Source organism: Streptomyces ficellus (assembly GCF_030406405.1).
GTDB lineage: Bacteria > Actinomycetota > Actinomycetes > Streptomycetales > Streptomycetaceae > Streptomyces > Streptomyces ficellus_B.
The window spans coordinates 17,760-44,509 of the sequence record NZ_JAUEPL010000040.1 but is presented as its reverse complement, the minus strand read 5'-3'; the positions used below and the strand labels follow the sequence as shown (position 1 = coordinate 44,509).

Genomic DNA, 26,750 nt, shown 5'->3' with positions numbered 1-26,750 from the left:
ACCTTCACCATCGTACGGTCGTGCGGAAGACCGCCCCTCAGGACGTGTCGGCTCAGGTCACTCGAAGCGGACCGCCAGCATCACCACGTCCTCGTCCCCGGAGTCGTCCGGCAGCAGCGTCCTCAGCACATGGTCGGCGATGGCGCCCGGATCGGCCCGGTCGGCCGCCGGCACGGTCGCCGCCGCCGCGTGCAGCCGCGCGAAGGCCCGGTCCATGGACTCCCCGGTACGCCGCAGCAACCCGTCCGTATACAGGAGCACCGTCTCCCCGGGCTCGGGGGTGATCTCGACGCTCGGCGCCTCCCAGCAGGCCAGCATCCCCAGGGGCGCCGACAGCGACGTCTCGACGTACTCGGTGCGCCGCTCGCCCACGATCAGCGGCGGCGTGTGCCCCGCCCCTGCCAGGGTGACCTTCCTCCCCTGTCCTCCGGCATGGGGCGCCCCGGCGGGCTCCGCGTACGCGAAGAGGGCGGTGGCGGACCGCGCGGGCTCGGTCAGCCGCAGCAGCAGCTCCAGATCGGACAGTACGGCGACGGGGTCCTCACCCTCCATCACGGCGTACGCCCGCAGGGACGCGCGCAGCCGGCCCATCGCGGCCAGAGCGCTCGCCCCGGCCCCGGAGACCGACCCGACCGCCATGCCCAGCGCGCCTTCGGGCAGCGGCAGCGCGTCGTACCAGTCGCCGCCGCCCTTGGGTCCGGTGCGGTGCCGGGCGGCGAGCTGGATGCCCGAGACGCGCGGCAGCCGGCTGGGCAGCAGCTCCTCGGCGATGGTGGCCATCCTGGCGCGGCCACGCTCCAGTTCCAGGAGGCGGGCCAGGTGCTGGGAGGCGTACTGGCCGTAGAGGCCGACGAGATGGCGCCGCCCCTCGGCCGGTTCGGCCGGCTCGTCGTACAGCCAGACGGCGGCGCCCAGCTTCCCGGCCGACTCGGTGGCGAGCGGCACGGCGTAACTGGCGGCGTAGCCGAGGCGGGCGGCGACCTCCCGGTGGCGGGGGTCGAGGGCCTCGTCGGCGAACAGGTCGGGTACGGCGACGGGCCCCTCGGCCGTCGCCCCCTGCGCGGGCCGTGCGTCCGGCGGCGGTCCCTCGCCCAGGCCCTCCAGGATGCGGCCGTAGGACGTGGCGCTGCGCGGCACCGTCTCGATGGTGCCGAGGTCGGCGTGGGCGAGCCCGAGGCCGATCGTGGTGGTGGGGCCGAGCCCGTCGGCCGGTTCGAGGACGGCCATGCCACGGCGGGCGCCGACGAGGGCGGCCCCGGCGCGCAGCAGTTCCTGGAGGGCGTCGTCCAGGGTGCCGGTGCGGGTGAGGCGTTCGGTGAGTTCGTGCAGCGTGGTGAGGTCCGAGACCCAGCCGGCCAGCTTGTCCTGGATCATCGCGCCGGGTGCGGCGGGCGGGGTCGGGATGCCCGGGAGGGGTGCCGCAGTGTGGGCGGGCGCCGGAACCGCGGGATCGATTCCAGCCACTTTCGGCAGGTGAGGGGCGGTCATGGCAGCCGGCTCTTCGACGGGTGCGTTTCGCTCAATAGCATCGCAAACCCCCTGTCAATCTGCGCAGCTGTCACTGCAACCACATCTACACGCAGAAGTAAGGGCATGTCCAGCATTGTCACGGCAGGACGCGCGGTATTTACGAGAGCCCTAACTTGGCTCAAAAATGGCCCCTATGAACAGGATTTGCGGTCGACTGAGGCCCGTTCGAACGGGGGCACCTCCCGGAGGCGGCGTCGGCAGACGCGGTCCGAGGGTGGCGTCATCCCGAGCATGCTGGGTACGTACACGGTGATGGCCAGGGGCAGTTGGGGCGAGCCCGGAACCCGGCGGGGAGCGCTGGCGTCCTAACCGCCGAAGGCCGCGCCCCATCCCCGAGTGGCGGGGACAAGTACAGCGGGACAGCCAGTGCGCGCCATGGGCGCGCCACCCCTCGCCACGCGTTTAATGGAACCCATGCTCGGCGGCCCCCGGCGGTGTTCCCTGCCGCAGGCGAAGGGGGTCGGTCCTGCCACCCGGCAAGGGGCGGTGACGCGCCGGCTCGTACGCACAGAGAAGTGACGCACACATTGTGTGATGTGGATGACCTCGGCGTTCAACGGAAAGGAACGAGCGCTCATGCGCGAGATCCTCGGAAGGCGACGCAGGCTCCGGTTCCGGCGCAAGAGGAGGCCTGCCCATCTGGACGCGGCGCTCCTGTACGCCGCCGAGTGGCACTGGCCCGTACTCCCCGGTGTGGGACTCACGGCCGCCGGGAGCCGCGGCGACCGGGAGCGCGGCTGTGCCTGTCCGGACCCCGAGTGCGTCGTACCCGGCGCACACCCCTTCGACCCCGGGCTGCTCGCGGCCACCGCTGACGAGCGCATGGTGCGCTGGTGGTGGGGCAACCGCCCGGACGCCCCGGTGGTGCTGGCCACCGGAGGCCACGCGCCGTGCGCGGTGAGCCTGCCCGCGGTGGCGGGGGCGCGGGCGCTGACCGCGCTCGACGCGATGGAGATGCGGCTGGGCCCGGTGGTGGCGACGCCCACCCGCTGGTCGCTGCTGGTGGCTCCGTACACCCTCGAACAGCTCGGCGAGCTGCTGTACGCCAAGGACTGCGTGCCCAGCTCGCTGCGCTTCCACGGCGAGGGCGGCTATCTCGTGCTGCCGCCCTCGGACACCGCTACGGGCCAGGTGCGCTGGGAGCGCGCGCCGCTCAACGGCTCGGCGTCGCCCTGGCTGCCGGACGTCGAGGCGGTCGTGGACGCGCTGGTCGAGGCGAGCACGAGCGCACCGGACGGCGGGAGCCGACTGCGCTACTAGGTCGGTCCGCAAAGTCCCGTCCGCCCGGCGACGTGCGTACGTCACTCGTACGGGTGTGAGCGGGGCCGAGTTGTACGGGAAACGGGCGCACGGCATCCCGGGCGCCGGTCGTGCGTCGATATCGTCGCCGCGTCGTCAAGAATTCCCGGGCAGTTGGCAGGTGGGGTCCACCATGAATCTCCGCGTGATCGGGCTCGGGGCGGTCGTGGTGTCGACCGCGCTCCTGCCGCTGGCGGCGTCCGCCGGACCCACCGGCAGCCCCGGCGCCGCCGTTGACGCCGCGTCGTCCGAACCGGCTCCGGCGGCGGCTCCGGCTCCGGCAGTGGCCGCGGCGGCGCCTCGGGCGTCCGCGCCGGAGCTTGCGGCCGGAACCGGCGCCCCCGCCACGCACTCCTCCACGGGGGCCACCGCCGGCTGTGGGCCGGAGGTGGCCTCGCCGGAGGGGGTCGAGGCACAGACGTGCGTACTGACCGAGGGCCGCGACACCTGGGCGCGCACCTACTACCGCAACGCGACGGGCGAGGAGCTGGACTCCGTACTCACCCTGATGGCCCCCGGCGGCCGCACCGTACAAACGCATTGCGCCGTACCGGCGGACGATGAGCCGGGTGCTTGTGAGACGCCACGGGAGCCGTCGCGCGGTAAGCCGGGCGAATATTCGGCGGTGGCGGAGTTCGCGGAGAACGGTGCGGGGGAAGAGAGCCCGCTGCTGCTGCGATCGGGGAGCAACTCGCCGGTACCGGCGGCCAGTTGAGGGCTGTACCGGAACCTCGGCTTCCGCGGAAATGGAAGCGCCCGGTCGCTGGCGACGGGGGATGCACCAGCGACCGGGCTTCAAGCACCGTAACAAGAGATCGGCTATTCGCAAATTCGATCTCGGTTATTCGGACAGGGATTTGGCTTTCGGCGCGGGGTTTGTGGCGGAGGTCACCAACCGGTCGGGATGTCGATCACGGGCCCGGTCCGGCCCCCGCCACCGCCACCGCCTCCGCCCCCCGGCATCAGCTCAGCGTCACCTGGCGGTTGGTGAGCCCGCCGCGTGCCCGGCGCTCCTCCGCCGTCAGCGGCGCGTCGGTGGCGAGCGCGTCCGCGAGCCGCTCCGCGAACTCGGCGGCCGGCTGCTCGCACTCCTTGGCGCCCATCGCGCTCGGCAGGTCCCACACCGGCACCACCAGGCCGTGCGCGCGGAACGAGCCGACCAGCCGGGTGCCCTCGCCGAGCGACGACCGGCCGGCGGCGTGCAGCCGGGCCAGCGCGTCGAGCAACTGCTCCTCGGGGTGCGGCATGACCCAGCGCAGGTGGTTCTTCTCGGGGGTCTCGCACCAGTAGGCGGCCTCCACGCCGGCCAGCCTGACGGTCGGGATGGCCGCGGCGTTGGCGCGCTCCAGGGACGCGGCCACCTCCGGGGCGGCGTTCTCGGAGTCCGGCACCCAGAACTCGAAGCCCGAGTGGACGACCGGCTCGAAACCGGCGTCCGGGTCGATCAGGTCCTGGAGGCGCGGCCCATCGGCCGGCACCCGCTGGGCGGCAACCGGTGTACCCGGCTTGGCGGTCAGCGCGCGCTGGAGGGTGTCGGCGAGGTCCCGGCTCAGGTCGCCCGACGAGGTGTCGTTCTGCAGGGCGAGCAGCACGGAGCCGTCGTCGCGGCGCAGCGCGGGCCAGGCCATCGGCAGGACGGTCGCCAGCGTCACGGACGGTACGTCGTCGGGCAGACCGCCCTTGAGGTGGAGCGTCGCGGTCGCGGCGGGGACCAGCTCGCGCAGGGCGACCCAGTCGCACTCGCCGGGCAGGCCCTCGAACGGGCGCTGGACCAGCTCGGTCACCGCCTGCGCGGCCGCCCGGCCGTGGCAGGCCTTGTAGCGGCGGCCGGAACCGCAGGGGCAGGGCTCGCGGGCCCCGACGACCGGAATTCCGGCGTCCGTCGGCTGCGGCTTTCCGGCCTTGGTCTGGGGTCGCTTCTTGCCCATGGTGTGGCTTCTCCCGTAACGGCTGTGCGGCAGTGCTGTGTCGGCCGCGAGCCTAGCCGTACGGAAGCCGCCGTCAGGCCGTACCGCCGGGGTCGGTCCGTGTCGTACGGGTCGGTCCGTGCCCAGCGCGTGATGAGCGGCGTCCGCGTCGGTCGGTGTCGGTCGGCGTCGCTCCGCGCCGGTCTGCGTCGGTCGGCGTCGCTGCGCGTCAGTCCGCGTCGTAGGCCTCGTACGCCTCGTACGCGTCCAGGAAATCGAAGCCGGGCGCAGTGACGCGCGTAGCGAAGTCGTCGCGCCGATGGCCTCCCGTGAGAACCACCCACACGGTCACTTCGCCGGACGCGCCGTCGCGTACGCCCCAGTCCTGGGCGAGCGCGTTGATGATGTTCAGCCCCCGGCCGCCCCGTGCGGTGACCGAGGGCGTGGCCGGAACCGGGCGGGTCGGACCACCGCCGTCCGTCACCTCGACGGTCAGCGCGCCGCGCTTGTCGACGCGCCAGGCGGCGCGGATGTCACCGTCACCGACCTCCGCCCGGCCCAGCGGCCTGCCGTGTCGGCAGGAATTGCTGAGCAGTTCGGAAAGGACCAGTACGGCATCGTCGACGACCGATTCGGCCATACCGCTGCGGTTGAGTTCCTCGCGCATACGGTTTCGCGCCACACCCACGCCCGCAGGGCCATGGGGAACGGCCATGCTCGACGACGTGGGCACCTCCTGTGCCACCACCAACGCCACCCCCGAGACCTCCTTTGCCCCACGCCACGGTGTGGATGCCCCAATGGACTGGACCGGAAACCGGCCAACCGGTGTGTGGTGACGCACTCGACACGGTCGGACACGGAGCGAACGCGCCGGAGCACTCCTTGTAACTGGTGTTAAAAGCGGCCCAGTTGGGACAGGACCTGCTTAGGGCGGTTGGTGATGATTGCTTCCACGCCCAGCCGGGCACACAGCTCCACGTCCTCGGGTTCGTCGACGGTCCAGACGTGGACGTGGTGACCGGCCCGGCGCAGGCGGGCGATGTAGGCGGGATGGTTGCGGACGATGCGGATGGACGGGCCGGCGATCCGGGAGCCGGCGGGCAGCCGCCCGTCGCGCACGCGGGGCGTGACGAACTGCATCAGGTACACGGTCGGGATCGCGGGCGCGGCCGCCGCGACCCGGTGCAGCGAGCGGGCGGAGAAGCTCATGATCCGTACGGGGGAGGGGGAGCCGGGCCGCGGATCGGTCAGCCCGAACCGCTTCAGCAGTTGCAGGAGCCGCTCCTCGACCTGGCCGGCCCAGCGGGTGGGGTGCTTGGTCTCGATCGCGAGGCCGACCGGCCGGCCCGCGTCGGCGACGAGCTCCAGCAGGCGTTCCAGGGTGAGTACGGAGGTGAGGGCGGGGTCACCGCGGTCGGGGCTCTCGTTGGATTCCTCCCGGCCCTTCCACGTCCCGAAGTCGAGCGCGGCGAGGTCGGCCAGCTCCAGGGCGGAGACGGCGCCGCGGCCGTTGGAGACGCGGTTGACGCGGCGGTCGTGGACGCAGACGAGGTGGCCGTCGGCGGTGAGCCGCACATCGCACTCCAGGGCGTCCGCGCCGTCCTCGATGGCCTTCATGTACGCGGCGAGGGTGTGCTCGGGCGCGTCCTCGGAGGCGCCTCGGTGGGCGACGACCTCGATCGTGTGCTGCGGTGCGTGGGTCACCGCGTCATGGTGCCACCGCTGTTCCGCCCTCTTCGACTGGCATCCGTTTTGTCGGAAATAAAGATTCGCCCGGATATGCACAGCTCCGGCTTACAGTGGCCTGACAGCCTGTGGGAAAAGCTGACCGCAGACACCTGCACAGCGGACTCTTGCCGAAAGATGACGTGGAACCCCGAGGAGAACGAGCTGTGAGCACCGAGAACGACGGCAACGCGGTTCCGTCCGCCCCGTCCACACCTCCCGCGCCGCCCTCGCCGTCCGCGCACGAACCGGCCCCGGCCCCGGCCCCGGCGCCGGACACCACGGCACCGCTGCCCGAGCGCCCCCTCACGCCCCCGCATGCCGCGCCGCACCGCGACGCGCCCCCGCACCCGCAGGCCGCACCGCACCCGGAGCCGCACGCCGCCGCGCCCCCGTACCCGCAGGCCGCACCGCACCCGGAGCCGCACGCCGCCGCTCCTCGGACCCAACCCCACCCCCAGACCCAGCAGCTCCCCGCCGCAGGGGGCTGGCCGCCGCCGCCCCCGCCCCCGCACGCCGCGTCGACCTGGGGCGCCGGCTTCCCGCCCGCCGCCGAGTCCCGGGGTAAACGTTCCGGCGGCGGTGGACTGGTCGCCGCCGTCCTGGCCGCCGCGCTCGTCGCGGGCGGCATCGGCGGCGGTGTGGGCTACTGGGCGGCCGAGCGCAATGACGGCACCAGCTCCACCACCGTCGCCGCGGGCGAGGCGCCCGCCGACTTCAAGCGGGAGCCGGGAACCGTCGCCGCGGTGGCGAACAAGGCCCTGCCGAGCGTCGTCACCATCGAGGCCAAGTCGGGCGGCTCGGCCGGGGAGGGCGGCACGGGCACCGGCTTCGTGTACGACAAGGAAGGCCACATCCTCACCAACAACCACGTGGTGGCCTCCGCTGCGGAGGGCGGCAACCTCTCCGTGACCCTCTCCGACGGCAAGAAGTACGACGCCCAGGTCGTCGGCCGCGCCGAGGGCTACGACGTCGCCGTACTGAAGCTCAAGAACGCCCCTTCCGGCCTCGCGCCGCTCCCCCTGGGCAACTCCGACCGGGTGGCGGTCGGCGATTCGACGATCGCGATCGGCGCGCCGTTCGGCCTGTCCAACACCGTCACCACCGGCATCATCAGCGCCAAGAACCGCCCGGTCGCCTCGGGTGACGGCAGTGGCAGCGGCAGCAACTCGTATATGAGCGCCCTGCAGACCGACGCCTCCATCAACCCGGGCAACTCCGGCGGCCCCCTGCTGGACGCCCGCGGCGCGGTGATCGGCATCAACTCCGCGATCCAGTCGGCCGGCAGCGGCGGCCTGGGCCAGTCCCAGGCGGGCTCCATCGGCCTCGGCTTCGCGATCCCGATCAACCAGGCCAAGAACGTCGCCGAACAGCTGATCAAAACCGGTGAGCCGGTCTACCCGGTGATCGGCGCCACCGTGAACATGACGGACGAGGGCGAGGGCGCCCGAATCGCCGACCAGGGCGAAGGCGGCACCCCGGCGGTCGTCCCGAACGGCCCGGCGGCGAAGGCCGGCCTGAGGGCGGGCGATGTGATCACCAAGTTCGGCGACAAGGCCATCGACAGCGGCCCCACCCTGATCAGCGAAATCTGGACCCACCAGCCGGGCGACAAGGTGACTCTCACCTACGAACGCGACGGAAAGCAGTCAACGGCCGAAGTCACCCTGGGCCAGCGCAAGGGCGACAGCTGACCGGCCAGGCTGTCCCCGCGCAGTCCTCCGGGCGGCAGCGGCGAGGTGGGTTGCCCGAGCGGCCTAAGGGAAGGGTCGGGAAATCCGCGAGCAACTTCCTCTGGGCATTCGGGGCCCATGACAGGGACTTCCCGCGGTGGGGAACGCTGAGCGCTGAAGGCTGACGCTGCACGTGAGAGGGGCTGCCGAGGACGTCGGCAGCCCCTCCGGCATGCCCGGCTCTCCGACCGTGTCCCGCCTCTTCCCTCTTTTCCCCCTTTCCCCTTTCTCCCTTCCCGCCTTTCCCTGAAGGCTCGCAAGTCATCAAGACCTCATGAGGACTCGTATGCTGGCGTCGTCCCCTACCGGAGCGGTGAGCACCACATGGCCAAGGCGTACGAGCGGATCGCCGACGAGCTGAGAGACGCCATCCGCGCAGGTCAGCTGGGGCCGGGAGATCGGCTTCCCGCCGAGACGGACCTGGCCGCGCGACACAGGCGGAGCGTGCCGACCGTGCGGGAAGCGCTCCGTCTTCTCCAGGACGAAGGGCTGATCGAGAAGCAGCACGGCCGCGGCACCTTCGTCCGGAAGCCGCGGACTCGCGTGCTCCGCACGAACCTGCGCCACCAATGGGAGAAGAACCGCGCGCGCGAGCCCGAGCAGGAGCGCCTGCGGACGGGTGCCACGGAGCATGCCACCGGGCTTCAGGTGAACGATCTCGTCTTCCATGCCTCGTACGGCGAGGCCAAGGCCGACAAGTCCCTGGCCGAGGCGTTCGGAGTCGCCGAGGGCACGACGTTGGTCGAGCGGGTCTACCGGACGCGGTACGCGGTGGAGACCGCCCCCTTCGCCCTGGTGAGTTCCTACCTCATCCGCGACATGGTCGCCGAGAACCCGGATCTCCTCGACGAGACGAAGGAGCCGTGGCCGGGGGGTACCCAGAGCCAGCTCCTCACGCTGGGCATCGAGCTGGACCGTATCGAGGAACGCGTCACCGCCCACCCACCCACCCCTGAAGAGGCCGAGGAACTGGAGCTTCCGCCGGGGACGTCGGTCATCGTCCTCCGCAAGATCTCCTACGACACGGACAACCGCGCGGTGGAGATCTCCGACGTGACGCTGCCTGGCGACCGTACGGAGATGCTCTTCACCACTCACCTGGAAAGGTGGTGAATGCTGCCGTGAGCCGGCGCGTCATCATCGTCACCGCTGTCCACGCGCCGTCTGCCCGGTTTCTGCCGGACGCGTACCGGTCGATCTGTGAGCAGGAACTCCCCGACGGCTGGGAGTGGCACTGGGTGATCCAGGAGGACGGCAAGAGCGAGGAGGTCGCTCCTCACGTCCCTGACGACGAGCGGGTGACCTTCCATCAGGGCCGGCCGGGCGGTCCGGGTGTCGCGCGCATGATGGCGATGGCCCACGCGGACGGCGAGTACGTCAAGGTCCTGGATGCCGACGACCAGCTGGTCCCCGGGGTGCTTGCCCGCGACCTGGCCGCGCTCGAAGCGGACGCGTCGATCGGCTGGGCGACCTCCCGTGTGCTCGACCTGTTGCCAGACGGCTCCACCGCCGGCTTCCCCGGCGACCCGGAGCCCGGCCCGGTCGAGCGCGGCGCCGTCCTGGAGTACTGGAAGGCGAACGGTTTCCGCGCCCAGGTTCACCCCGCGACGCTCTTCATCCGCCGGGACCTGCTCCTCGCGGTGGGCGGCTGGATGGCCCTCCCGGCGTCCGAGGACACCGGACTGCTGATGGCGTTGAACGCCACGAGCCGTGGCTGGTTCTCCTCGGAGGTGGGCCTCCTGTACCGCAAGTGGCCAGGCCAGGCCACGAGCCAGGCCTCCCACACCGACGCGGCCGAGCGCGACGCTCGTATGGCGGTCGTGGAGGCCCGGGCACGGACGCTCGCCGGCTTTCAGTGGCGCTACCCCGCTGAGCGCTGAGGCTGCTTCTGCCGGCGAGCGACGGTGCGTCAGGGCAGGGTGTCCGCGTCGACCCTGGAGAAGATCAGGTCCGTCTCGCCCGTGAGGGGCCCGACAAGGCGCTCCGGCACGGACGAACCCCCGTGGAGCGCCGTCACGTAGCTCTCCGGCGTGTAGTCGTTGACGAGACGGTACGGATGGAAGCCGTGGTCCCGCATGGTCGCCAGGAGCTCGTCGGGGGAGTCGTCGAGCAGCGCCATCCGCTCCGGCGTCACCTCCACCGTGATCTCCGCGTCAGGACGGAGGAGGGGCAGCATCGGCACCATCCCCCGCACGACGCTTCCCTCCGCGCCTTCGACATCCACCTTGATCACGCGCGCTTGGGTGATCTCCCGTGGACTCAGGAGATCCGGCAGCGGGTGGGCCTCGATCTCGAAGGACGACTCGGCCGGCCCCTCATAGGGAACGATGCTGTTCGCGCCCAGGTTGGCGGAGCTGGCGAGCACGAACGTCAGGGCTTCGTCGGTGTCCGACACGGCGGCGTTGACCGCACGGATGTTGCCGTACTCATTGAGCGCGATGTTCCGGAGGACTCGCCGGTGGAACCCCGGGGACGCCTCGATGGCGGTGACCTGGCCTTCCTCGCGGACGAGCTGCGCTGCGAGGAGGCTGTAGTAGCCGATGTTCGCACCGACGTCGATGAACGTGTCCCCAGGGCGCAACCGCCGCCGCAGCCAGCCCGTCATGTGCGGCTCCCAGACGCCGAACAGGTAGAGGTACCGCTGGATGAGGTCCTGGGTGTCAACGGCGATCCGCGCCCCGGACGTGGTACGGGCGACGCGTCGGCGGGGATGTGCACGCAGACGCGGGTTGAGGAACCGGCCGGCGAGCAGCGCCTTGCCGACCGAGCCGGGCGCACCGCGTACGTACCCACGGCCGAGGGTGACCAGGAGCTCTGACACGGGGGTGTGCATCCGCTCGCCTCTCCGCAGGGATTCACCGGAACCGTAGCGCTCAGAGCTGTGTCCTGGTCGGGAGCGTTGGCTGGGTGCGAACGGCATGCGATCGCACCCAGGCCGGACAGCCCCGTACCGACCTACGCGCCTCCAGGGCCGTGTCGTTCGGCACCGGTCCCTCCCCACGTGCGGACCGGTGCCGAACCAGACGGCGGCGTCGATCCGCGCCGTACCGGCGCGGATCGCGTAAGGGCGGGCCCCGGGGTCTGCTGGGCGACGCCCGGAGACGCGCTGCTGCGTCGAGATCCTGCCAGCCGTGGCTCCCACCGAGGAGGCTCCGGCACCGAACCAACGACTTAACCGCAGGTCAGCCAGATAGGGTGAGTTTTCCGGTCCGGATGTCCAGGTGCGGGGGAAGTAAGGAGTGGAGGCCTTGAGTTCCGACTCAGGGGCACGCACAGCCTTCGCGGAACGTCTCGCGCTGCTGTACAAGGAGGCCGGTAACCCTCCCCTCAAGCGCGTGGCCGAGGCGGTCGTCCGGCTTCAGCGGGTCGACGAACGTGGCCGGCCCGTGCGGGTGTCCGCTCAGCGGATCAGCGACTGGCGACGGGCCAAGAACGTGCCCGCCCAGTTCGCCGCCCTCGCGGCGGTGCTGCACGTCCTGATTCCCGAAGCGCGGCGCTCGCGGCCCGAGCCCGTTTCCACGGGCCTGTACGACTTGGCCCAGTGGCAGCGCCTGTGGGAGCGCGCGGTCGCCGACCCGGTCGGTGACCGCGCCCCGGCATCCGCGGGACAGGAGGAACGACCCCAGGTCGAATCCCCGGCCGTCCCCGGTGGTGTGTGCCCCTACCGGGGGCTGGCTCCGTACCGTCAGCAGGACGCCCCGTGGTTCTTCGGCCGACAGCGCAGCACGGACGCCCTGGTCGCTCAGCTCCGTGCAGCGGAGAGGACGGGTGGCCTGGTCATGCTCGTGGGCGCCTCAGGAGCGGGAAAGTCCTCCCTGCTGAACGCGGGCTTGGTGCCCGCATTGCGGAGCGACGCACTGGGCGACGACAGCAGCCGGGCGAGGGAAGTGCTCCAGTTCGTGCCGGGAGGTGATCCTCTCGCGGAGCTGACCCACCGGATCCCTGAGCTCGCACCCGTCGTGTCCGCAGGGGAGGAGCGCGGTAGTCCGCACGTCGAGCGCGTGGCGAGGGAGGCCTTCACCGCATGGGCGCGACGCCGGACGTCCTCCGCCGCCCGTCCCGTCGTCATCGTGGATCAGTTCGAGGAGGTGTTCACCCTCTGCTCCAGCGAGGCGAAGAGGCGTACCTTCATCCAGTTCCTCCACGCCGCGTGCGCTCCCGCCGGCACGGGTGACCCAGCCCCCGTGCTCGTCGTCCTCGGCATACGCGCCGACTTCTACGAGCAATGCCTCGGCTATCCCGAACTGGCCGACGCGCTGCAACACCGGCACATGGTGCTCGGGCCACTGACCACCACGGAGCTACGTGAAGCGGTGACCGGCCCGGCCAGAGCCGTGGGGATGGAACTCGAACCGGGGCTTGCGGAGCTGATCGTCCGGGAAGTGACCGCCGACGGCCCCCGCGGAGGGCACGGCGCGGGGGCGCTGCCGCTCCTCTCCCACGCCCTGCTCGCCACCTGGCAGCGACGGAAGGCGGGGAGGCTGACGCTGGCCGGCTACCGCGCGGCGGGCGGAATCCAGGGAGCGGTGGCGGCGACCGCCGAGCGGGCCTGGTCGAGCCTCGACCCGGGAGCACGCACAGCCGCGAGACTGCTCCTCCTCAGGCTGGTCAGGCTGGGCGAAGACACCCAGGCCACCCGCAGGCGCGGCATACGGCGCCAACTGGCGGAGGAGTCGACGGACCCCGACAAGACGGAGGAGTCACTCGAAGCGCTGGTTCACGCCCGGTTGGTGACACTCGACGCCGACACCGTGGAGATCACCCATGAAGCGCTGCTCCACGCCTGGCCACGCCTGCGCGACTGGATCGACGAGGACAGGAACGGAAACCTGCTGCGCCAGCGACTGGAGGAGGACGGCAGGGCCTGGGAAGGCGCGAACCGCGACACGTCACTGCTCTACCGCGGTTCTCGTCTGGAGCAGGCCCACAGCTGGGCGACATCTGCCGGTGACGCCACTCTGACCCGGAGCGCGGTGGAATTCCTGGCTGCTTCGGTCAGGCTGCGCAGGCGCACCGTCTGGCTCAGCCGTGGTGCGGTGTCGGCGCTGGTCGTCCTGGCGATGCTGGCTGCCGGTTCGGCGGTGGTCGCGTGGCAGCAGCGGGACGATGCCGTCTTCGAGCAGGTGGTCGCCGAAGCCGATCGCGTCCAGTACACGGACCCGTCGTTGTCCGCTCAGCTCGACCTGGTGGCACACCGCTTGCGGCCGGACGACGAAGGCACGAACAACCGATTGATCTCGATCGTGAACTCGCCGCTGGCCACGCCGCTTCTCGGCCACACCGGCGCCGTCTACCTCACCTCCTTCAGCCCGAACGGGCGGGTCCTGGCCACCGCCGGCTACGACCGGACCGTTCGACTGTGGGACGTGACCGATCCGTCTCGCCCGGAACCGCTGGGCAAGCCCCTGGCCGGCCACACGAGTTGGGTGAGCAGCGCGGTATTCAGCCCGGACGGCCGCACCCTCGCGAGCGCTTCGGACGACGGCACGGTGCGGCTGTGGGACGTGCGCGATCCCAGCCACCCGCAGCCGCTCGGTGCGCCCTTGACCGGCCACGACGGCACGATCTATCTGCTCGCGTTCAGCCCGGACGGGCAGACTCTGGCCTCCGCCAGTGAAGATCGCACCGTTCGGCTGTGGGACGTGGCCGACCCGCGCCGTCCGGGGGCGCTCGGCGCCTTGACCGGTCACACCGACGCCGTGCGCTCCGTGGCGTTCAGCCCCGACGGGCGGACGCTGGCAGCCGGTGGCGACGACGACACGATCAGGCTGTGGGGCATGGCCGATCCGCGTCGCCCGGCGCCGATCGGCACGGTGCTGACCGGCCACACGGGCACGGTGCACTCCGTGGCCTTCAGCCCCGATGGCCGCACGCTCGCCAGCGGCAGCGGGGACGACACCATCCGGCTCTGGAACGTGGCCGACCCACGTCACGCCGTACCGCTCGGCGCGCCGCTCACCGGTCACACCGGTCGCGTATGGTCCGTGGCCTTCAGCCCGGACGGAACCATGCTCGCCGCCGGCAGCGCGGACAGCACGGCAACCTTGTGGAACGTCAGCGATCCGGCATACCCGTCCCAGGTCGGCGAGCCACTCGCAGGCAGCAGCGGCGAGATGTACGCCGTGGGCTTCAGCCCCGATGGCCGAACCCTCGCCACCGGGAACGGCGACAACAAGGTCCGCCTGTGGTCGATCCCGACGTCGGACATGATCGGCCGGATCGGAGCGTTCCGCCCGGATGGGCGGGTGCTCGCCACAGCAGCGCGCGACGGAAGGGTTCGGCTGTGGAACGTGGCGAACCCCAAGCGGCCCGTGTCGCTGGGCAAGCCGTTCAGGCCTGCGGAGGGTGACGTGCGTTCGCTGGCGGTCTCCCCCGACGGCCGCACACTCGCGGTGTTGACGGGGAGCCGCGCGGTGCAGCTGTGGAATGTCACCGTGCCGACTCGGCCCGTCCCTCATGGGCCGCCCGTCGCGCTGCACACACGGTTCGCCGGCCCCGGCGCGCTGGCGTTCAGCCAGGATGGCCGCCTGCTGGCAACCGCCCATGACGACCGCACCATACAGTTGTGGAACGTCAGCGATCCGTCCCATCTCCTCCCACTTGGCGCTCCGCTCACCGGCCACAAGGGCTACGTCAACGCCCTCGTCTTCAGCCCGGACAGCCGCACGCTCGCCAGCGGCAGCGCGGACGACACCATCCGGCTCTGGAACGTGGCCGACCCCCGTCATGCCGCCCAGCTCGGCGCGCCGCTCACCGGACACCTCGGCCCCATCAACGCGCTCGCCTACCGTCCGGACGGCCATACCTTGGCCAGCGGCAGCGACGACAACACGGTCCGGCTCTGGAACGTCACCGACTCCCGCGAGGCGACCCGGTTGGGCTCTCCCCTCACCGGCCACACGGAAGCGGTCGTGTCGCTGACGTTCAGCCCGGACGGCAGCACCCTGGCGAGCGGCGGCAACGACAACACGGTCCGACTCTGGAACGTCACCGTCCCGTCCAAGGCCGCTCCGATCGGTCAATCGATGAGCCCCAACGCCAAGACAGGCAACTTCTTGTCCTTCAGCCCCAACAACCACATGCTCGGAGTGTCGAGCGGGACCGATACCGTGCGGCTGTGGGATCTGGACGTCGACGAGGCCATTCGTCGTATTTGCTCGACCACTCGCGGCGTGCTGACCCCGGAGAAATGGCGCGAGTATCTGCCCCGCCTCTCGTACGAGCCTCCGTGCGACCAGTAACGGAGCCTCCGCACGACCAACGGCCTCTCCCCGGTCGTCAGACGGGGTGCCTCCGGTCAGCGGACCGGGTACGTGATGCTCATCACAGGTCGTTGCGGCTGAGCGATCGGCTCCCACCGCACAAGCAGCCTTGTTAGTCTTGGCCACAGCCCGATCGCTGGTGCATCCCCCGTCGCCAGCGGTCGGGCGCTTCCATGTCCTGCGGAGAACATGAGGCCAGAGCCACCAGCCGGTAGGCTGTAGCCCGCCCCGCGGCAGGTGAAGCGGGGCGAAGGTGGGTTGCCCGAGCGGCCTAAGGGAACGGTCTTGAAAACCGTCGTGGCGCGAGCCACCGTGGGTTCAAATCCCACACCCACCGCGTAGCAGGTCAGAAGCTTGCAGGTCAGAAGGGGTGCCATCCTCCGGAGCGGCACCCCTTCTGCATGACCTTGTCTCACCCTGACTCACCGGTCTCCCAGCTCTGACCAGGGTGTGCGGCCAACCTGCGGCCAGGATTCACGGCCAGTCGGTCCCGCTCTGGCTCTCTGCCAGTCCCTGCTCGATTAGCGCGTTCATCCTTGATTCCTCGCCGTCCAGCACCTTGGCGTAGTAGCGCTGGAGTACCGCGACGCTTTGGCCAGCACGCCGGGCCGTCTCGGCCAGGCTCACCCCGGAGCGGAGCCAGAACGATACGCACGCGTGCCGCAGGTCGTACGGGATGGCGGCCAGTGGGGAAGCCACCTGCGCGGCTGTCAAAGCCTTCCTGCGCGCCTCTTTCCAGACCGCGCCGTACTCCTGTGACCGGACCGGGCCACCTCGCACGGCGCTGAACAGACGGCCCTCGGTCGTGGTGCCGAACGCTTCGAGGTGCGCGCGGAGGATGGCGACCAGCACGGGAGGGATGGGCACGGGGCGGACCGCGCGGTGAGCCCGGTGCTTGAGCTGCCGTTCCTCGTACGGCTTTCCGTCGTCGGTCCAGGCTGATCCCACCTGCGGTCGGGCGCCGGCGAGCATGAGCCGCCCCCACCCTTCCGCCGGAAGGTCGCACTGGTCGGCGCTCAGCATGGACACCTCTTCGGGTCGCATCGCGGCGTAGTAGATGCACGCGAAGAATGCGACCAGGTGGGCGCCGCGGGGACCTTGCGCGCGGACCGCGTCGAGCAGGGCCCGCGCTTGGGCGGGCGTGGCTACGCTGCGTACGTCCAGCTCCTCTACCGCCTTGGGTGTCTCCCAGTGCACACGGTGCAGGGGGTTGCCAGGCAGTAGTTCGTGTTCCACAGCCAGGCGCAGGCAGTTGCTCAGCACGGCGCGGCGGCGGCGGAACGTGTTGGCGGCGGCAGCCTTGCCGTCCTGTCGCATGGCTAGGTGCTCAAGCACCGTGCGCACGCGCTTGGCGTTGTCCAGGTCGACCACGGCCGGCGCATTGCGTTCCACCCATGCCAACGCCTTGGCCTCGGCCTCGGGTGGATCCTGGTCGTGGCGGCCCGCGTTGAATCCCCATTGGTAGAGGGCACGGCGCAAGAGGTCGTTCGCCGGGCGCCCCTTCCCCGCTGGGCACAGAGCCATCGTGGCGATGGTCAGGCTTTCAGCGATGCTCGCGCGGTGCTTCGCTGCCGCAGTCGGCCACTTTCGCGCGGCGTGCGCGCGAGCATGGGCGTACCAGCTCGTGCGGTTCCGTTCGCGCACCTCGGAGACAGGCAGCCCGGTTTCCGTGTCGAAGGGCTCGCCCTTGCGGGTCGCGGTCAGTAGCTCCGCGCGGCGGGCGTCGGCAAGCGTCTTGGTGCTGAACTTTTCCTGATGCTCTGTCCCGTCTACCTGCCAACGGAGTTGGAACGGAGCGGCCTTGCTCGGACGCTTCCGTACGCTCCAAATGCGCACGTCATAGCTGTGCATCTTGCTCCCTAAGGGGAAGGGACCCCGCACTGCGGCGGGGTCCCTTCGGTTGGTCAACGGTCAGGCTGCGATCTCGTGCTTGGCCCACCACGCGTCCAGGTCGCTGCGGCGGCAACGAAGCTGCCCGTTCGGCAACTTGATGAGCTTCGGCGCCTCACCGCGGGCGCGCATTCGGTAGAAGGCGGCGCGGCTCATCTCGATCTCTTCGAGGACTTCGGACAGCTTGAGCTTCTCGGTGCTAGCCAAGGTGGTGACTCCTTCTCGGAGCGAGGCGTCTTGGGGGTCCCCCTGAGGGGCGCTACTTCCGCTACCGCCGCTACCGCGCAGGTCAGGGGCCTGTTTGAGGTAGCGGGAAGGGGTAGCGGTAGCGGATGGGTAGCGGCGCGGTAGCGGCAAATTTGGGTGCTTGCCGCTACCGCGTTGTGGCTGGTCAGGCCGTGTTTTCGGTGCCGGGTAGCGGAGGTAGCGGACTTTCCGGGGGTGGGGGGCAGTAGCGGGCCCACGCGTCCCACAGATCGGCGGCGTAGTAGCCCTTCAGCACGCTCCCGGCGGTCTTGATGTTGCGGGAGGCGATCGGCTCGTTGTCCGCCGTCATGTACTCCGCGAGCATCCGCGACAGGCGCCGGTTGTCGAGGGGCTTGCCGTGCAGGTCCGCCCACGGCGCGTCGTCCAGGGCGTTGAGCCGGTCGAGGATGGCGACGGTGGGCAGGCGGTCGATACCGACCATGACGTGGTCCCGTAGGTCGGTGAGCAGCCGCACTCCGAGGCTGCCTTTGTCGTTGGCCTTGGACGCGGTCACCAGCGTCACGCAAGCGGCACGGGCCCGCTCGGGCCAGTCGCCGCCGGCCGCGTCGGCGACGGCGAGCAGGGGTTCCCACACGTCCGCCGGGCGGTCGCTGACGCCGTCGGGCATGTCCGGCCAGGCGCCCATGACGAACCCGCGGGCGTGTTCCGCCCACGCGGCGAGCCGATCCCGCAGCGCGTGTCCCTCCGCCTCGTGGATCCGGGCGCGGAAGGCTTCCACCCGTTCGTTGCGCGCCCGCCGCCGCATCCGGATCACGACCGACCGGGTCATGATCGTGTCGGGCAGGGAGCCGAGTCCGGCGACCGCGACCCCGCAGTACGACGGGAAGGCCTGCACGGTCTGGTTGCCGCCGTCGCCGATGCACCGGTAGGTGACACCGGTTCGGCGGTGACCTGCGTTGAGGAATCCGCGCAACTCCTCGTTGTCCCCCGCCTTGGGGCCGAAGATCGTGTCGATCTCGTCGAACAGGATCGTGGGCCGGCCGTTGGGGTTGGACACGGAGCGGAACAGCGCGGCGGCCGACGCGTTGACCGCCGTCATGGGCTGCGGCACGAGGGTTTCTACGATCTCCAGCGCCCGCGACTTCCCCGATCCCGGCTCGGGGGACAGGAAGGCGAGGCGGGGCGTGGAGTCGAAGCAGTCGAGCAGGTGGGCATGTGCGTCCCACAGCGCCACGGCGACGTAGGCGGCCTCGTGGGGGAAGACGTTGAAGCGGCGGTGGAAGGCTTCGACCTCGTTGAGTAGCGCGGCGCCGTCGATGGTGGTCATGCGGCGGTCCTCCCTTCGGTGAGCGCGGCGGGCGCTTCGGTGCAGAAGTGCTTGTGCGCCTCGTACTTCGCGATCAGGGCGGCTACGGAGTTGGGGCCGGTGGCGGTGTCGGTCTGTCCGCAGGGGCAGGCGTAGGCGGCGGTGGGGGTGTCGCTGTAGCGCTTGGACCAGCGGGCGCCGTCGGTGTGGTGGCGGTAGACGGGCGGGGCGTAGATGCGGATGCCGGGCCGTTCCGGCGTGGGGTCGCTGACATCGGTCGTGTGCGGGTCAGGGCTTGTTCGGACGCCCTTGCGGGCGGCGCCTTTCGGCTCGCCTACGGCCGCCGCGTCCACAGGCTGTGGAGCGGCCTGCGGGCCGTCCGGGGTGGTGGGGAGGCTCTTCAGGTGGGGGCGGGAGGGGGCGCTCATGCCGCATCCCGCCTGCGGCTGTTGTGGGTGATGGACCAGTTGAGGGCGCTGCGCAGGGTCGAGCGGCACTCGGAGACGGTGAGTCCGGCCGCCTCGCCTGCCTCCTGAAGAGCCTGCTCGACCACGTGCCGGGGGAGGTCGCCCCACGCGACGAACCGTCCCAGGGCGCGCGCGGCCCGGAACAACGCGGCTTCCCGCGAGCCGTGTTGGGCTATGGCGACGTTCCGCGTCTCAGCGGCGAGTGCTACCTCCGCATATCGGCGGGATTGCCCCGCTACGGCCACCGAGGGCGCCTCAGACGGCTTGGGGGCGGGTTGCAGGATGGTTTGGAGCCACGGAGGCAGTGCGGCCGTCTCAGGGGCGTTCAGAGCCTCGTACCGTCCGGTGGGGAGGATGCTGCCGGCGGCGACGACGTAGCCGCCCCACGCGCGGGTGTCGACCGAAGTGGCCACCGTGCCAGCCGTGTTGGCGAGCCGTACGCCGGGCGGGGCGGTGAAGTACAGGTGCGTTCCGCCGGTGGTGGTCCGCACGCGGTAGGTGGTGGGGACGGCGTGCCCGGCGCGCTCGCAGAGCGCTCGAAAGGTTGTCGCGCCGTCAGGCGCGTCCGAACTGCCCTTGTGCTCTGGCGTGTCCAGGTCGACCACGACCAGCCCGGAGGGGCCGGTGGCGATGCCGACGTTGAACGGCGCCCGCGACCACGCGGCGCGGATGCGGTCGGGGTCGGTGGTGGCGCGCTGCTCCCACTTCCGGTGGCCGCTGGCGCACTCGCCGGTGCCGGTGCACGAGCGCTCGCCGTGCAGGGCGGGCGGCTTGCCTCCGGGACGCAACGGGAAGACGTGCCAGCCGCGTTCGGCCGCGTCCAGGGCGGCACGCAACAGGTGCTCGCTCACGCGGCCACCCCCCACGCCGGCTTGGTCGCGGAGGCGCCCAGCAGCAGGCCATAGGCGTGGTGGGCCTGGCGGGGCACGACGCCGTTGCCGAGGATCTTGAGCTGTTCCTTGCGGGAGATGCCGGGCACGGCGGTGACCCATCCTTCAGGCAGGCCCATCATCCACTCGGTGAACAGCGGCGACAGCCGCCGGTTCCCACGCGTGCCCGGTTCGGTCGGGCACGGCGCCGGACGTCCGGTGATGCGCTCCCAACGCCGGATCGCGGGCCCGTAGTCCGTGCCATCGCTCGCCACCCACCGCTCGTCCAGCCGGACCGGCCCGGACGGTGTGGTGTCCACGCCGGCGAGCAGGTTCACGGCCACCTCGTTCAGCGGCCGGGCGTTGCGGTCGAGCAGGTTCGACGCCCCGGACTTCCAGTCGCGGGCCGCCGGGGTGGGCAGCAGGCTCACTGCTCCTGCGGGGGCGGTGGCAGCTTCGTCACGGCGGTGCGCAGGTTCATCCCACCCTTGCGCTTCGGTGACGTTCCGGGGCCGCCAGTGCCGTCCGAGCTGGTGGGGGTCGGCATCAGCGGGATGGGCAACTGCGAACCAGCGGTCGCGCTCGTGCGGCGCCCCGGTTTCGGAGTCACCAGCGCGTACGCATGTCCACCGCAGGTCATACCCGATCGCGGCCAGGTCCGCGGCGACGACGTCCAGCCCCCGCGAGCGGAGCGCCGCCACGTTTTCCAGGAAGACGAGGCGCGGTCGAACGACGCCCACAGCCTGAGCGACGTTTTTCCAGACCCGTGACCACTGGCCATTGATCCCGTCCCTTCGTCCGGCGTTGGAGGTGTTGCGGCAGGGGAAACCGGCGCCGATCACGTCCGGCCGGAACACGTGCCGGACCTGGTCCCAGTCGACGTTGCGGATGTCCCCGAGGTTGGGCACGCCCGGGTGGCGGGCGGTGAACACGGTCGCGGCGTGCCCGTCGTTCTCGGCGTAGGCGGCGACCTGGCCGCCGATGTGGGCTCGGATCGCGGCTTCCAGTCCGCCGTAGCCGGCGCACAGGGCGACGATCGTCGGCGGCGATCCGGGCACTCGCCGAATCGTGGTGGGTTGGGTCATGCTGGGAGACCTCCAACAGGTCTGATCTCGACTGGTTGGCAAGGGCGGCCCCGCGTTCTTTGGCGAGAGGTAGGGGCCGCCCTTGGCGTAGCTACTGGTAGAAGTGGTTGCGCTTAATGACGGCCTTGCGGATGTTGACCGTGGTCCCGCTGCCGTGGCGGTTGGCGCTGAAGACCTGTACGGCGATCCAGCCGCCGAAGATGACGGCGGCGAGGGTGATGAGCTGGGTGATCAGCGCGGTGAGTGCGGTGATGAACGTGGTGAGGAGCAGCAGTCCGCCGCACACGGCGAGGAACCCGACGCCCCCGAGGGCGACGTTCACCGCCGCGCGGGAGACGGCCGGCTTCGCGGCGATCGGTTCCGACTGCACGGGGTGCATGGCGTAGCCGGTGACCACCCGACCGTCGGGCAGGACCACGCTCGCCACCGCCGGGATGGCGCCCGGCTGGACGGGCACGATCGGCGTCGGCTGCACGACGGCCGCGGGCGTGATCGGGGTCGGCTGGTAGGCGGTCACGGTTCGTTCGGCGGGCGCGTTGGGGCGGTGGCTGGGGTGCATGCGGAATCCCTTCCGGCGCGTGGCCAGGGAGGTGGAGGCACCCCCTGCCGGGGGTGCTGTGGAGGGGGTGCGGGGGCGCTGACCTGCGTGGCCTCCCTGACTCCCTGGTGGATCATTCGTGCAGGTCAGGGCGAGGAAGGCGGGGCAGGGAGGCGGTCAGGGACTTCTCCCTGCCTCCCTGCCCCGGGCGCGGCTGGTTCCCTGTCATTCGGCGGCGGAAGCGGAACCGTTCTCGTCGCGGTTGGCGAGGGCGCGGTAGACGCGGTCACGGCCGACGACCATGCGGCCGTCGGACTTGTACGGCTCAGCGCCGGCCGCCTCCAGCACCCGCTTGAGGTCGCCGGGGGTCCAGCCGCCGTAGGCGTCCTCGGAGAGCGTGGCGAGCCGCTGGAGCACGTCCTGGGTCAGCACGCGCGGGGCGCTGCCGAGCACGGCCGCGATGTCGGCGAGCGGGTCACGCTGTTCGCCCCGTTCGATGGTGTGCAGGGTGGTGACGCCGTCGCGCAGTGCCTTGGCCCGGTTGGCGATCACCTTTGCGTCGTCGGTGCTGATGTAGTGCGTGCGCACCGTGATGGACGACTGACCCTTGGGGATCTCGATGCCGTCCGAGGCGACGACGAGGGTTCCCCGGTCCAGCCCTTGACGCAGCAGGTTCGGCGCGGCGCCGCCGTCAACCGCCTTGTCCCCCAGCGCCATACGGGCCTGAGACTCGGTGCCCAGCGCGAGCGAGGCGCGCGTGTGCGCACCCTCGCGGACCAGCTTGGGAAGGTTCTGGTCGGTGGGGTCCTGGGTGCCCTGCCACAGCAGCACGTTCACCGCCCGCCCCTGGTTGTGGATTTTGCGGGCGGCCATGAAGTACCGGGATGTGGACGACGAGCCGCCGTAGGGGCGCTTTTCCTCGTCCTTGACCGGGCACATGAACGCCACCTGTGCCTCGTCCACGATGACGATGAGCGGCGGGAACTGCGTGCCCGGCGGGGCCTGGAGACGGCGGTTCATCTCGGTCACGGCGTCTTCCGCCATCTCCGTGACCTGGATGACGTGGTCGTCGGTCGGGCCCTGGATCAGTCGGGTGGCGACCCCGTCGAACATGGCCCAGTCGCCGGCGCCCTTGAGATCACCGAGCCAAAACTCCACCGACCGGTCCAGCGCCAGCCACAGGGCGAGCGAGCGCAGGGCGGCGGTCTTGCCCTGGTTGGACAGGCCAGTGATGAGCAGGTGACGCTGATACAGGCTCAGCCTCGCGGCATCGCCGCGCAGGTCCTGACCCCACGGTGCCTTGCCCTTGGCGTAGTCGGCGGTCATCGCTTCGTCGGTGACCAGCGGCGACGGCCCAATCGGCTCATCGAGTGCGCCGGAGTCGGCGATCCACAGCCGGACCGTGCGGGCGGCCTGCGGGATCGTGATGAACACTTCGTGCTCGTGCCTGCTCAGGTTCTCCGCGAGCTTGCGCCGCCGCTTTTGCACGTCGACCGTCGACACTCCCGACGGCAGGGTGACGTCCACCTCGACGCCGCATCCGGCGATCACGATCGGTGACAGCATCGACGCGCCGGCGTCGCCCATCTCCTTGATGGCTGCCCGCAGCGGGGCAACCCCGAGGTCGCGCAGGGCCTTGACCACGATGGACGGGGTGATCGGCTCACCCTCACCGGAGCGGACGTTGGCGGGCAGGGCCCAGTTCGGTGCGGCCTGCTGCTTGCGGCCGACCGACCACAGGGCGAGCAGGGCGAGGAACGGGCCGACGCTGATCAGCGGCCCCCACACCACCTGAACGATCCTGACCATCAGGGCGATGAACTCGATGACCGCGGTCAGCGGGGTGACGACGTCGCCGACGTCCTCGTTGGCGATGGCCATGACCACCCCGAGGGCGACCAGCCCACCGATGCCCATACCGGTCCCGACCAGCACACCCTTCGCCGCGTCCACGGGCGAGGTGAGCAGGTCCATGCGGCGGCGGTGGCGCGCCTCGCGGAAGCGCTGCAACCGCTCCTCCCACTCCTGTGCCAGCTCGAAGTTCCCGGCCGCTTCGGCAGCCCGGAGCATCCGCTCGTAGCGGGCGCCGGTCCGGCCGTCCCAGGTGCGGCGGCCGGCGATCCTCGCACCGCCGACGACGTAGGCGCCGTGGCGGACGACCAGGCGGACGGTGGTCTTGGTGTTCTCGTGGGTGACGCCGTTCTTGATGGCGCGGCCGGAGCGCACCCACAGCCCCACCGGCCGGGCGGGCGGGGCGTCCGACACCACGGTGAGCACGGTCGGCGCATCCGCGCCCGTCATGGTGGCTGGCTGTGTGGGGTGCTTGTGCAGGGGCACGACGTTGTCACTCATGCGGGAATCTCCAGAACTGCCCCCGGACCGGGGGCGGAAAGCAGGGAAGGAAGGCGAGGGGTGCTGGCTCACGCGGCGGCGGCGGAGGGGACGAGGTGGGCGGCGAGGTGTTCGCGGCCGTAGGCCTCGCGCTCGTCCTGCTCCAGCGCCCGCTTAAAGTCGCGCCGTGACGGCGTGACTGGCACTCGATACCGAGGCGGTCACGCAGGTCAGCCACGATCCGCTCGCGAACGTCCTTGCGGCTGAACTGCATGACGTGCACCAGCTCATGTACGAGCGTCACGGCGAACTCCGCCGGCGTCGGATGCCGGTCGGCATTGATCAGGACCAGCGCGGTGCCGTCCGGGCGCGGGATCGCAGCGCCCTGCACCTGGCGGGCGGTGCGCTTGGCGTCGCGCTGCGCTCGCGTCAGGGCGCGGCGGTCGGCGCTGCCGGCGAGCGCGATGTCGGCGGCGGTCATCAGGTCGGCCATGCCGCGTTCGTTGGTCAGGATGACCTCGACGTCGCACATGGTGCCGGGTACCGACCGGTTCACCAGCCGTGCGGCCTGCTCGGTCAGCCGCTTCGCGGTGCGCAGGGTCGAGCCGTATCCGGGGATCTTGTGCGTCGACGTGGTGGTCTTCACGGAGTCTCCGTTCCGGTACTGCCGGGCGCGGACAGGTCGGGGTCGGGGTAGGCGCAGGGCACGCACATGCCGAGCGAGGCGGGGATGACGTAGCCGGCATCCCGCCGGCACGCAGGGCAGGTACGGCGGGCGGAATTGGCCTTGGCCAGAGCCGCCCACCGGGCCGGGGTCATGGGCCGTACGGGCTTGGCCAGGTCGACCATGTAGAGGTAGGCGACCAGTGGTTCGCGCCGCCGGCGGGAACGTTTGAGCTGCGCGGCCACCTCTTGACCACCGGGGCGCAAGCCGCGGGCACGGAGTTGGCGGCGGGTGGCGTAGCCGTCCGGGGCGAGGCGCCACCGGAACACCGGCAGCGCCCCCATCACACGACCCGCTTCCACGCTGCCCGGAGGCGGACCTCAGATGCGGCGTGGCCAGCCGCGCGGAAGCGGCTGGCCATCTCCCGGTAGGACAGCGCCGGGTCCTCACTGTGCCGGATCTGGTCGACCAGCACATCGAGTGCGTCATCCGTGAGCGCGGGCCCCGACTCCAACGCCGGCACCGGCTCGACGGGCCCCCATACGGGCAGTTCCCAGCGGGGCGTGACATCGGGCGTGACGCGGTGCGTCACGCTGGTCAGCGCCCGCCCGGTCTCCTCACCGGCACGGGCCTTCTCCAGCGTCGACCACGCGCCGGCCAGGGTGTCGGCGGTCTTGGCCTGGACGCGAGCGACACGCGCGCCGGCCTCGGTCACGGCCGTCAACCGCGTCTCCTCGGTCGCCGCTTCAGCCCGCAGCCGGGCACGGGCCACGGCCGCCTCATCGCGCGCTTCCTGCTGAATGCCGCGGATCGCGCCGAGGGCGGCCGGGGTCAGCGCGGTGCGCTCCCACAGCCCGTGCACCAGCCACAAAGCCTTCGCGGCGATCGGCAGCCAGGCGACGGCCAGCCATGCGCCAGCGGAGTGCTCCGCGGTGAGCGCGTGCGCCACCAGAACGCCGGTGGCGAGCAGACCGAACGACCAACCCACCGCAGTCACCGTGCGGTTGCGGTCGCCCTGCGCGGCGAGACGCCGCTCGTAGGCGAGAGTGGCCAACCATCCGCCGTCGATCCCCAGACCGACAACCACGGCGACGGGCCACGGCACTGCGGTGCCGAGCCACATCACGACCACGGCCAGGGTGAGGACCATGGACACCGCCGTCATCGCGACGGCGGGAAGAACGGTCTTGCCCTTCACGCGGTCGCTCCTTCCTGCTCGCGCACGTCCACGCTCGCGATCAGGACGACCGGGGTGCTGTCGTCGAAGGGCTTCTGGCTGTCCTCGATCCACGCCCACTCGGCACCGGGCACCACCTCGTAGCCGAGGTATGCCAGGGCCTCCCGGCGGTCCGCACCGGTGGGCACCGGGCCGGACTCGAACCGGACGGTGGGCCACTCGCTCTCGCCGTACAAGACGACGTACAAGCGCCACTGTCCGCCGTCACCCGACATCTGCGCGGTCAGCCTGCTCACGCGGCACTCCCGGGCAGGCTCGCGCCGGCGGTGCGGTTGGCCAGCTCGACCCGGGCGGCCAGCGCCCGTCGGCGGGCCCGGCGGATACGCCGCGCGTCCAGCTCGGTCGGCGTGCGGTCGAGGGTGATGATGTGCGCGTCCAGCAGGTCGACGTCCGCGAGGATCACGGGCATCTCCAGCTCAATCGCGTCCAGCTCCGCGGCCGTCGGTTCCATGAAGTCGGCGAACGCGGTAACAGCGTCCTGAACAGTCACGATGTGGCTCATGGGTCGTGGTCTCCCTAGCAGGTGAAACGGCCCGAACAGCACCCCCGGAGTAGCCGCTCCGGGGGTGCGCGCCGTTGGGGAATCAGCCACGTCAAAGGCGTGGCACGGCCGCGTAGAGCGGCCGGAGTGCCCCGGGCGAGATTCGATCTCGCACCCTCACGGCTGAATGCCGGGGCGACGTGCATGTCTCCTTCG

The 26,750-nt window shown here is 71.1% G+C and carries 24 protein-coding genes and 1 tRNA gene; 7 read left to right on the top strand and 18 right to left on the bottom strand.

The features are described from left to right. Positions 1-57: 57 nt before the first annotated feature. Positions 58-1,488, bottom strand: coding sequence for a PP2C family protein-serine/threonine phosphatase (locus tag QWM81_RS23165; RefSeq protein WP_290114239.1), 1,431 nt, complete (start codon positions 1,486-1,488; stop codon positions 58-60). A 618-nt stretch (positions 1,489-2,106) separates the two neighbouring features. Here QWM81_RS23165 and QWM81_RS23160 point away from each other — a divergent pair. Together QWM81_RS23160 and QWM81_RS23155 are read left to right on the top strand one after the other, a co-directional pair. Continuing rightward, positions 2,107-2,790 (top strand): bifunctional DNA primase/polymerase, encoded by a 684-nt coding sequence (locus QWM81_RS23160; protein WP_290114238.1) that lies wholly within the window; start codon positions 2,107-2,109, stop codon positions 2,788-2,790. 172 nt (positions 2,791-2,962) lie between these two features. Beyond that, a complete protein-coding gene (locus QWM81_RS23155; protein WP_290114237.1) occupies positions 2,963-3,544 on the top strand; it encodes a hypothetical protein in 582 nt (193 codons plus the stop codon). A 247-nt stretch (positions 3,545-3,791) separates the two neighbouring features. On the opposite strand, the gene QWM81_RS23150 is transcribed toward QWM81_RS23155, so the two are convergent. The 3 genes from QWM81_RS23150 to QWM81_RS23140 all read right to left on the bottom strand — a co-directional run bounded on the left by QWM81_RS23150 (position 3,792) and on the right by QWM81_RS23140 (position 6,443). Further along, positions 3,792-4,757, bottom strand: coding sequence for a DUF5926 family protein (locus tag QWM81_RS23150; protein ID WP_290114236.1), 966 nt, complete (start codon positions 4,755-4,757; stop codon positions 3,792-3,794). Positions 4,758-4,965: 208 nt separating this feature from the next. Further along, entirely contained in the window at positions 4,966-5,580 is a 615-nt protein-coding gene (locus QWM81_RS23145) for an ATP-binding protein (protein WP_290114235.1), read from the bottom strand. Between the two features lie 53 nt (positions 5,581-5,633). Beyond that, entirely contained in the window at positions 5,634-6,443 is an 810-nt protein-coding gene (locus QWM81_RS23140) for a glycerophosphodiester phosphodiesterase (protein ID WP_290114233.1), read from the bottom strand. A 188-nt stretch (positions 6,444-6,631) separates the two neighbouring features. Here QWM81_RS23140 and QWM81_RS23135 point away from each other — a divergent pair, with 188 nt between their 5' ends. The 3 genes from QWM81_RS23135 (at position 6,632) to QWM81_RS23125 (ending at position 10,077) form a co-directional block, all read left to right on the top strand. Then, positions 6,632-8,158, top strand: a complete 1,527-nt coding sequence (locus tag QWM81_RS23135; protein ID WP_290114232.1) for a S1C family serine protease — start codon at positions 6,632-6,634, stop codon at positions 8,156-8,158. 363 nt (positions 8,159-8,521) lie between these two features. Then, complete coding sequence (locus QWM81_RS23130) at positions 8,522-9,310, top strand: GntR family transcriptional regulator (RefSeq protein WP_290114231.1); 789 nt, start codon at positions 8,522-8,524, stop codon at positions 9,308-9,310. 8 nt (positions 9,311-9,318) lie between these two features. Next, positions 9,319-10,077 carry a glycosyltransferase family 2 protein gene (locus QWM81_RS23125; protein WP_290114230.1) on the top strand — a complete coding sequence of 253 codons (759 nt, stop codon included), beginning with the start codon at positions 9,319-9,321 and terminating at the stop codon, positions 10,075-10,077. A gap of 29 nt (positions 10,078-10,106) precedes the next feature. On the opposite strand, the gene QWM81_RS23120 is transcribed toward QWM81_RS23125, so the two are convergent. Next, a complete protein-coding gene (locus QWM81_RS23120; RefSeq protein WP_290114229.1) occupies positions 10,107-11,030 on the bottom strand; it encodes an FkbM family methyltransferase in 924 nt (307 codons plus the stop codon). A gap of 406 nt (positions 11,031-11,436) precedes the next feature. Here QWM81_RS23120 and QWM81_RS23115 point away from each other — a divergent pair, with 406 nt between their 5' ends. Continuing rightward, positions 11,437-15,438, top strand: coding sequence for an nSTAND1 domain-containing NTPase (locus tag QWM81_RS23115; RefSeq protein WP_290114227.1), 4,002 nt, complete (start codon positions 11,437-11,439; stop codon positions 15,436-15,438). Positions 15,439-15,711: 273 nt separating this feature from the next. After that, positions 15,712-15,796, top strand: a tRNA-Ser gene (locus QWM81_RS23110). Between the two features lie 137 nt (positions 15,797-15,933). On the opposite strand, the gene QWM81_RS23105 is transcribed toward QWM81_RS23110, so the two are convergent. The 13 genes from QWM81_RS23105 to QWM81_RS23045 form a co-directional block, all read right to left on the bottom strand. Next, entirely contained in the window at positions 15,934-17,310 is a 1,377-nt protein-coding gene (locus tag QWM81_RS23105; protein WP_290114225.1) for a tyrosine-type recombinase/integrase, read from the bottom strand. A gap of 60 nt (positions 17,311-17,370) precedes the next feature. Next, entirely contained in the window at positions 17,371-17,556 is a 186-nt protein-coding gene (locus tag QWM81_RS23100) for a helix-turn-helix transcriptional regulator (RefSeq protein ID WP_290114223.1), read from the bottom strand. Positions 17,557-17,740: 184 nt separating this feature from the next. Next, the gene (locus QWM81_RS23095; protein ID WP_290114222.1) at positions 17,741-18,883 is read right to left on the bottom strand and encodes a DUF3631 domain-containing protein; all 1,143 of its coding nucleotides are present in this window, start codon (positions 18,881-18,883) and stop codon (positions 17,741-17,743) included. Next, complete coding sequence (locus tag QWM81_RS23090) at positions 18,880-19,290, bottom strand: hypothetical protein (protein ID WP_290114221.1); 411 nt, start codon at positions 19,288-19,290, stop codon at positions 18,880-18,882. The genes QWM81_RS23095 and QWM81_RS23090 overlap by 4 nt, the downstream gene beginning before the upstream one ends. Continuing rightward, positions 19,287-20,180, bottom strand: a complete 894-nt coding sequence (locus tag QWM81_RS23085; RefSeq protein ID WP_290114220.1) for a bifunctional DNA primase/polymerase — start codon at positions 20,178-20,180, stop codon at positions 19,287-19,289. Before QWM81_RS23085 ends, QWM81_RS23090 begins: the two co-directional genes overlap by 4 nt. Next, positions 20,177-21,256: a DNA cytosine methyltransferase gene (locus QWM81_RS23080; RefSeq protein ID WP_290114219.1), complete on the bottom strand. Its 1,080-nt coding sequence runs from the start codon at positions 21,254-21,256 to the stop codon at positions 20,177-20,179. The genes QWM81_RS23085 and QWM81_RS23080 overlap by 4 nt, the downstream gene beginning before the upstream one ends. 118 nt (positions 21,257-21,374) lie before the next feature. Then, the gene (locus QWM81_RS23075; protein ID WP_290114218.1) at positions 21,375-21,842 is read right to left on the bottom strand and encodes a hypothetical protein; all 468 of its coding nucleotides are present in this window, start codon (positions 21,840-21,842) and stop codon (positions 21,375-21,377) included. Positions 21,843-22,046: 204 nt separating this feature from the next. Beyond that, a complete protein-coding gene (locus tag QWM81_RS23070) occupies positions 22,047-24,173 on the bottom strand; it encodes a P-loop NTPase family protein (RefSeq protein ID WP_290114217.1) in 2,127 nt (708 codons plus the stop codon). Then, the gene (locus QWM81_RS23065) at positions 24,166-24,798 is read right to left on the bottom strand and encodes a hypothetical protein (RefSeq protein ID WP_290114216.1); all 633 of its coding nucleotides are present in this window, start codon (positions 24,796-24,798) and stop codon (positions 24,166-24,168) included. Before QWM81_RS23065 ends, QWM81_RS23070 begins: the two co-directional genes overlap by 8 nt. Next, positions 24,795-25,160: an RRQRL motif-containing zinc-binding protein gene (locus tag QWM81_RS23060; RefSeq protein WP_290114214.1), complete on the bottom strand. Its 366-nt coding sequence runs from the start codon at positions 25,158-25,160 to the stop codon at positions 24,795-24,797. Before QWM81_RS23060 ends, QWM81_RS23065 begins: the two co-directional genes overlap by 4 nt. Continuing rightward, the gene (locus QWM81_RS23055) at positions 25,160-26,014 is read right to left on the bottom strand and encodes a protein spdB (RefSeq protein WP_290114213.1); all 855 of its coding nucleotides are present in this window, start codon (positions 26,012-26,014) and stop codon (positions 25,160-25,162) included. Before QWM81_RS23055 ends, QWM81_RS23060 begins: the two co-directional genes overlap by 1 nt. Continuing rightward, positions 26,011-26,289, bottom strand: a complete 279-nt coding sequence (locus tag QWM81_RS23050) for a DUF6303 family protein (RefSeq protein WP_290114212.1) — start codon at positions 26,287-26,289, stop codon at positions 26,011-26,013. Before QWM81_RS23050 ends, QWM81_RS23055 begins: the two co-directional genes overlap by 4 nt. Beyond that, entirely contained in the window at positions 26,286-26,555 is a 270-nt protein-coding gene (locus QWM81_RS23045; protein WP_290114210.1) for a DUF6284 family protein, read from the bottom strand. Before QWM81_RS23045 ends, QWM81_RS23050 begins: the two co-directional genes overlap by 4 nt. Positions 26,556-26,750 lie beyond the last annotated feature (195 nt).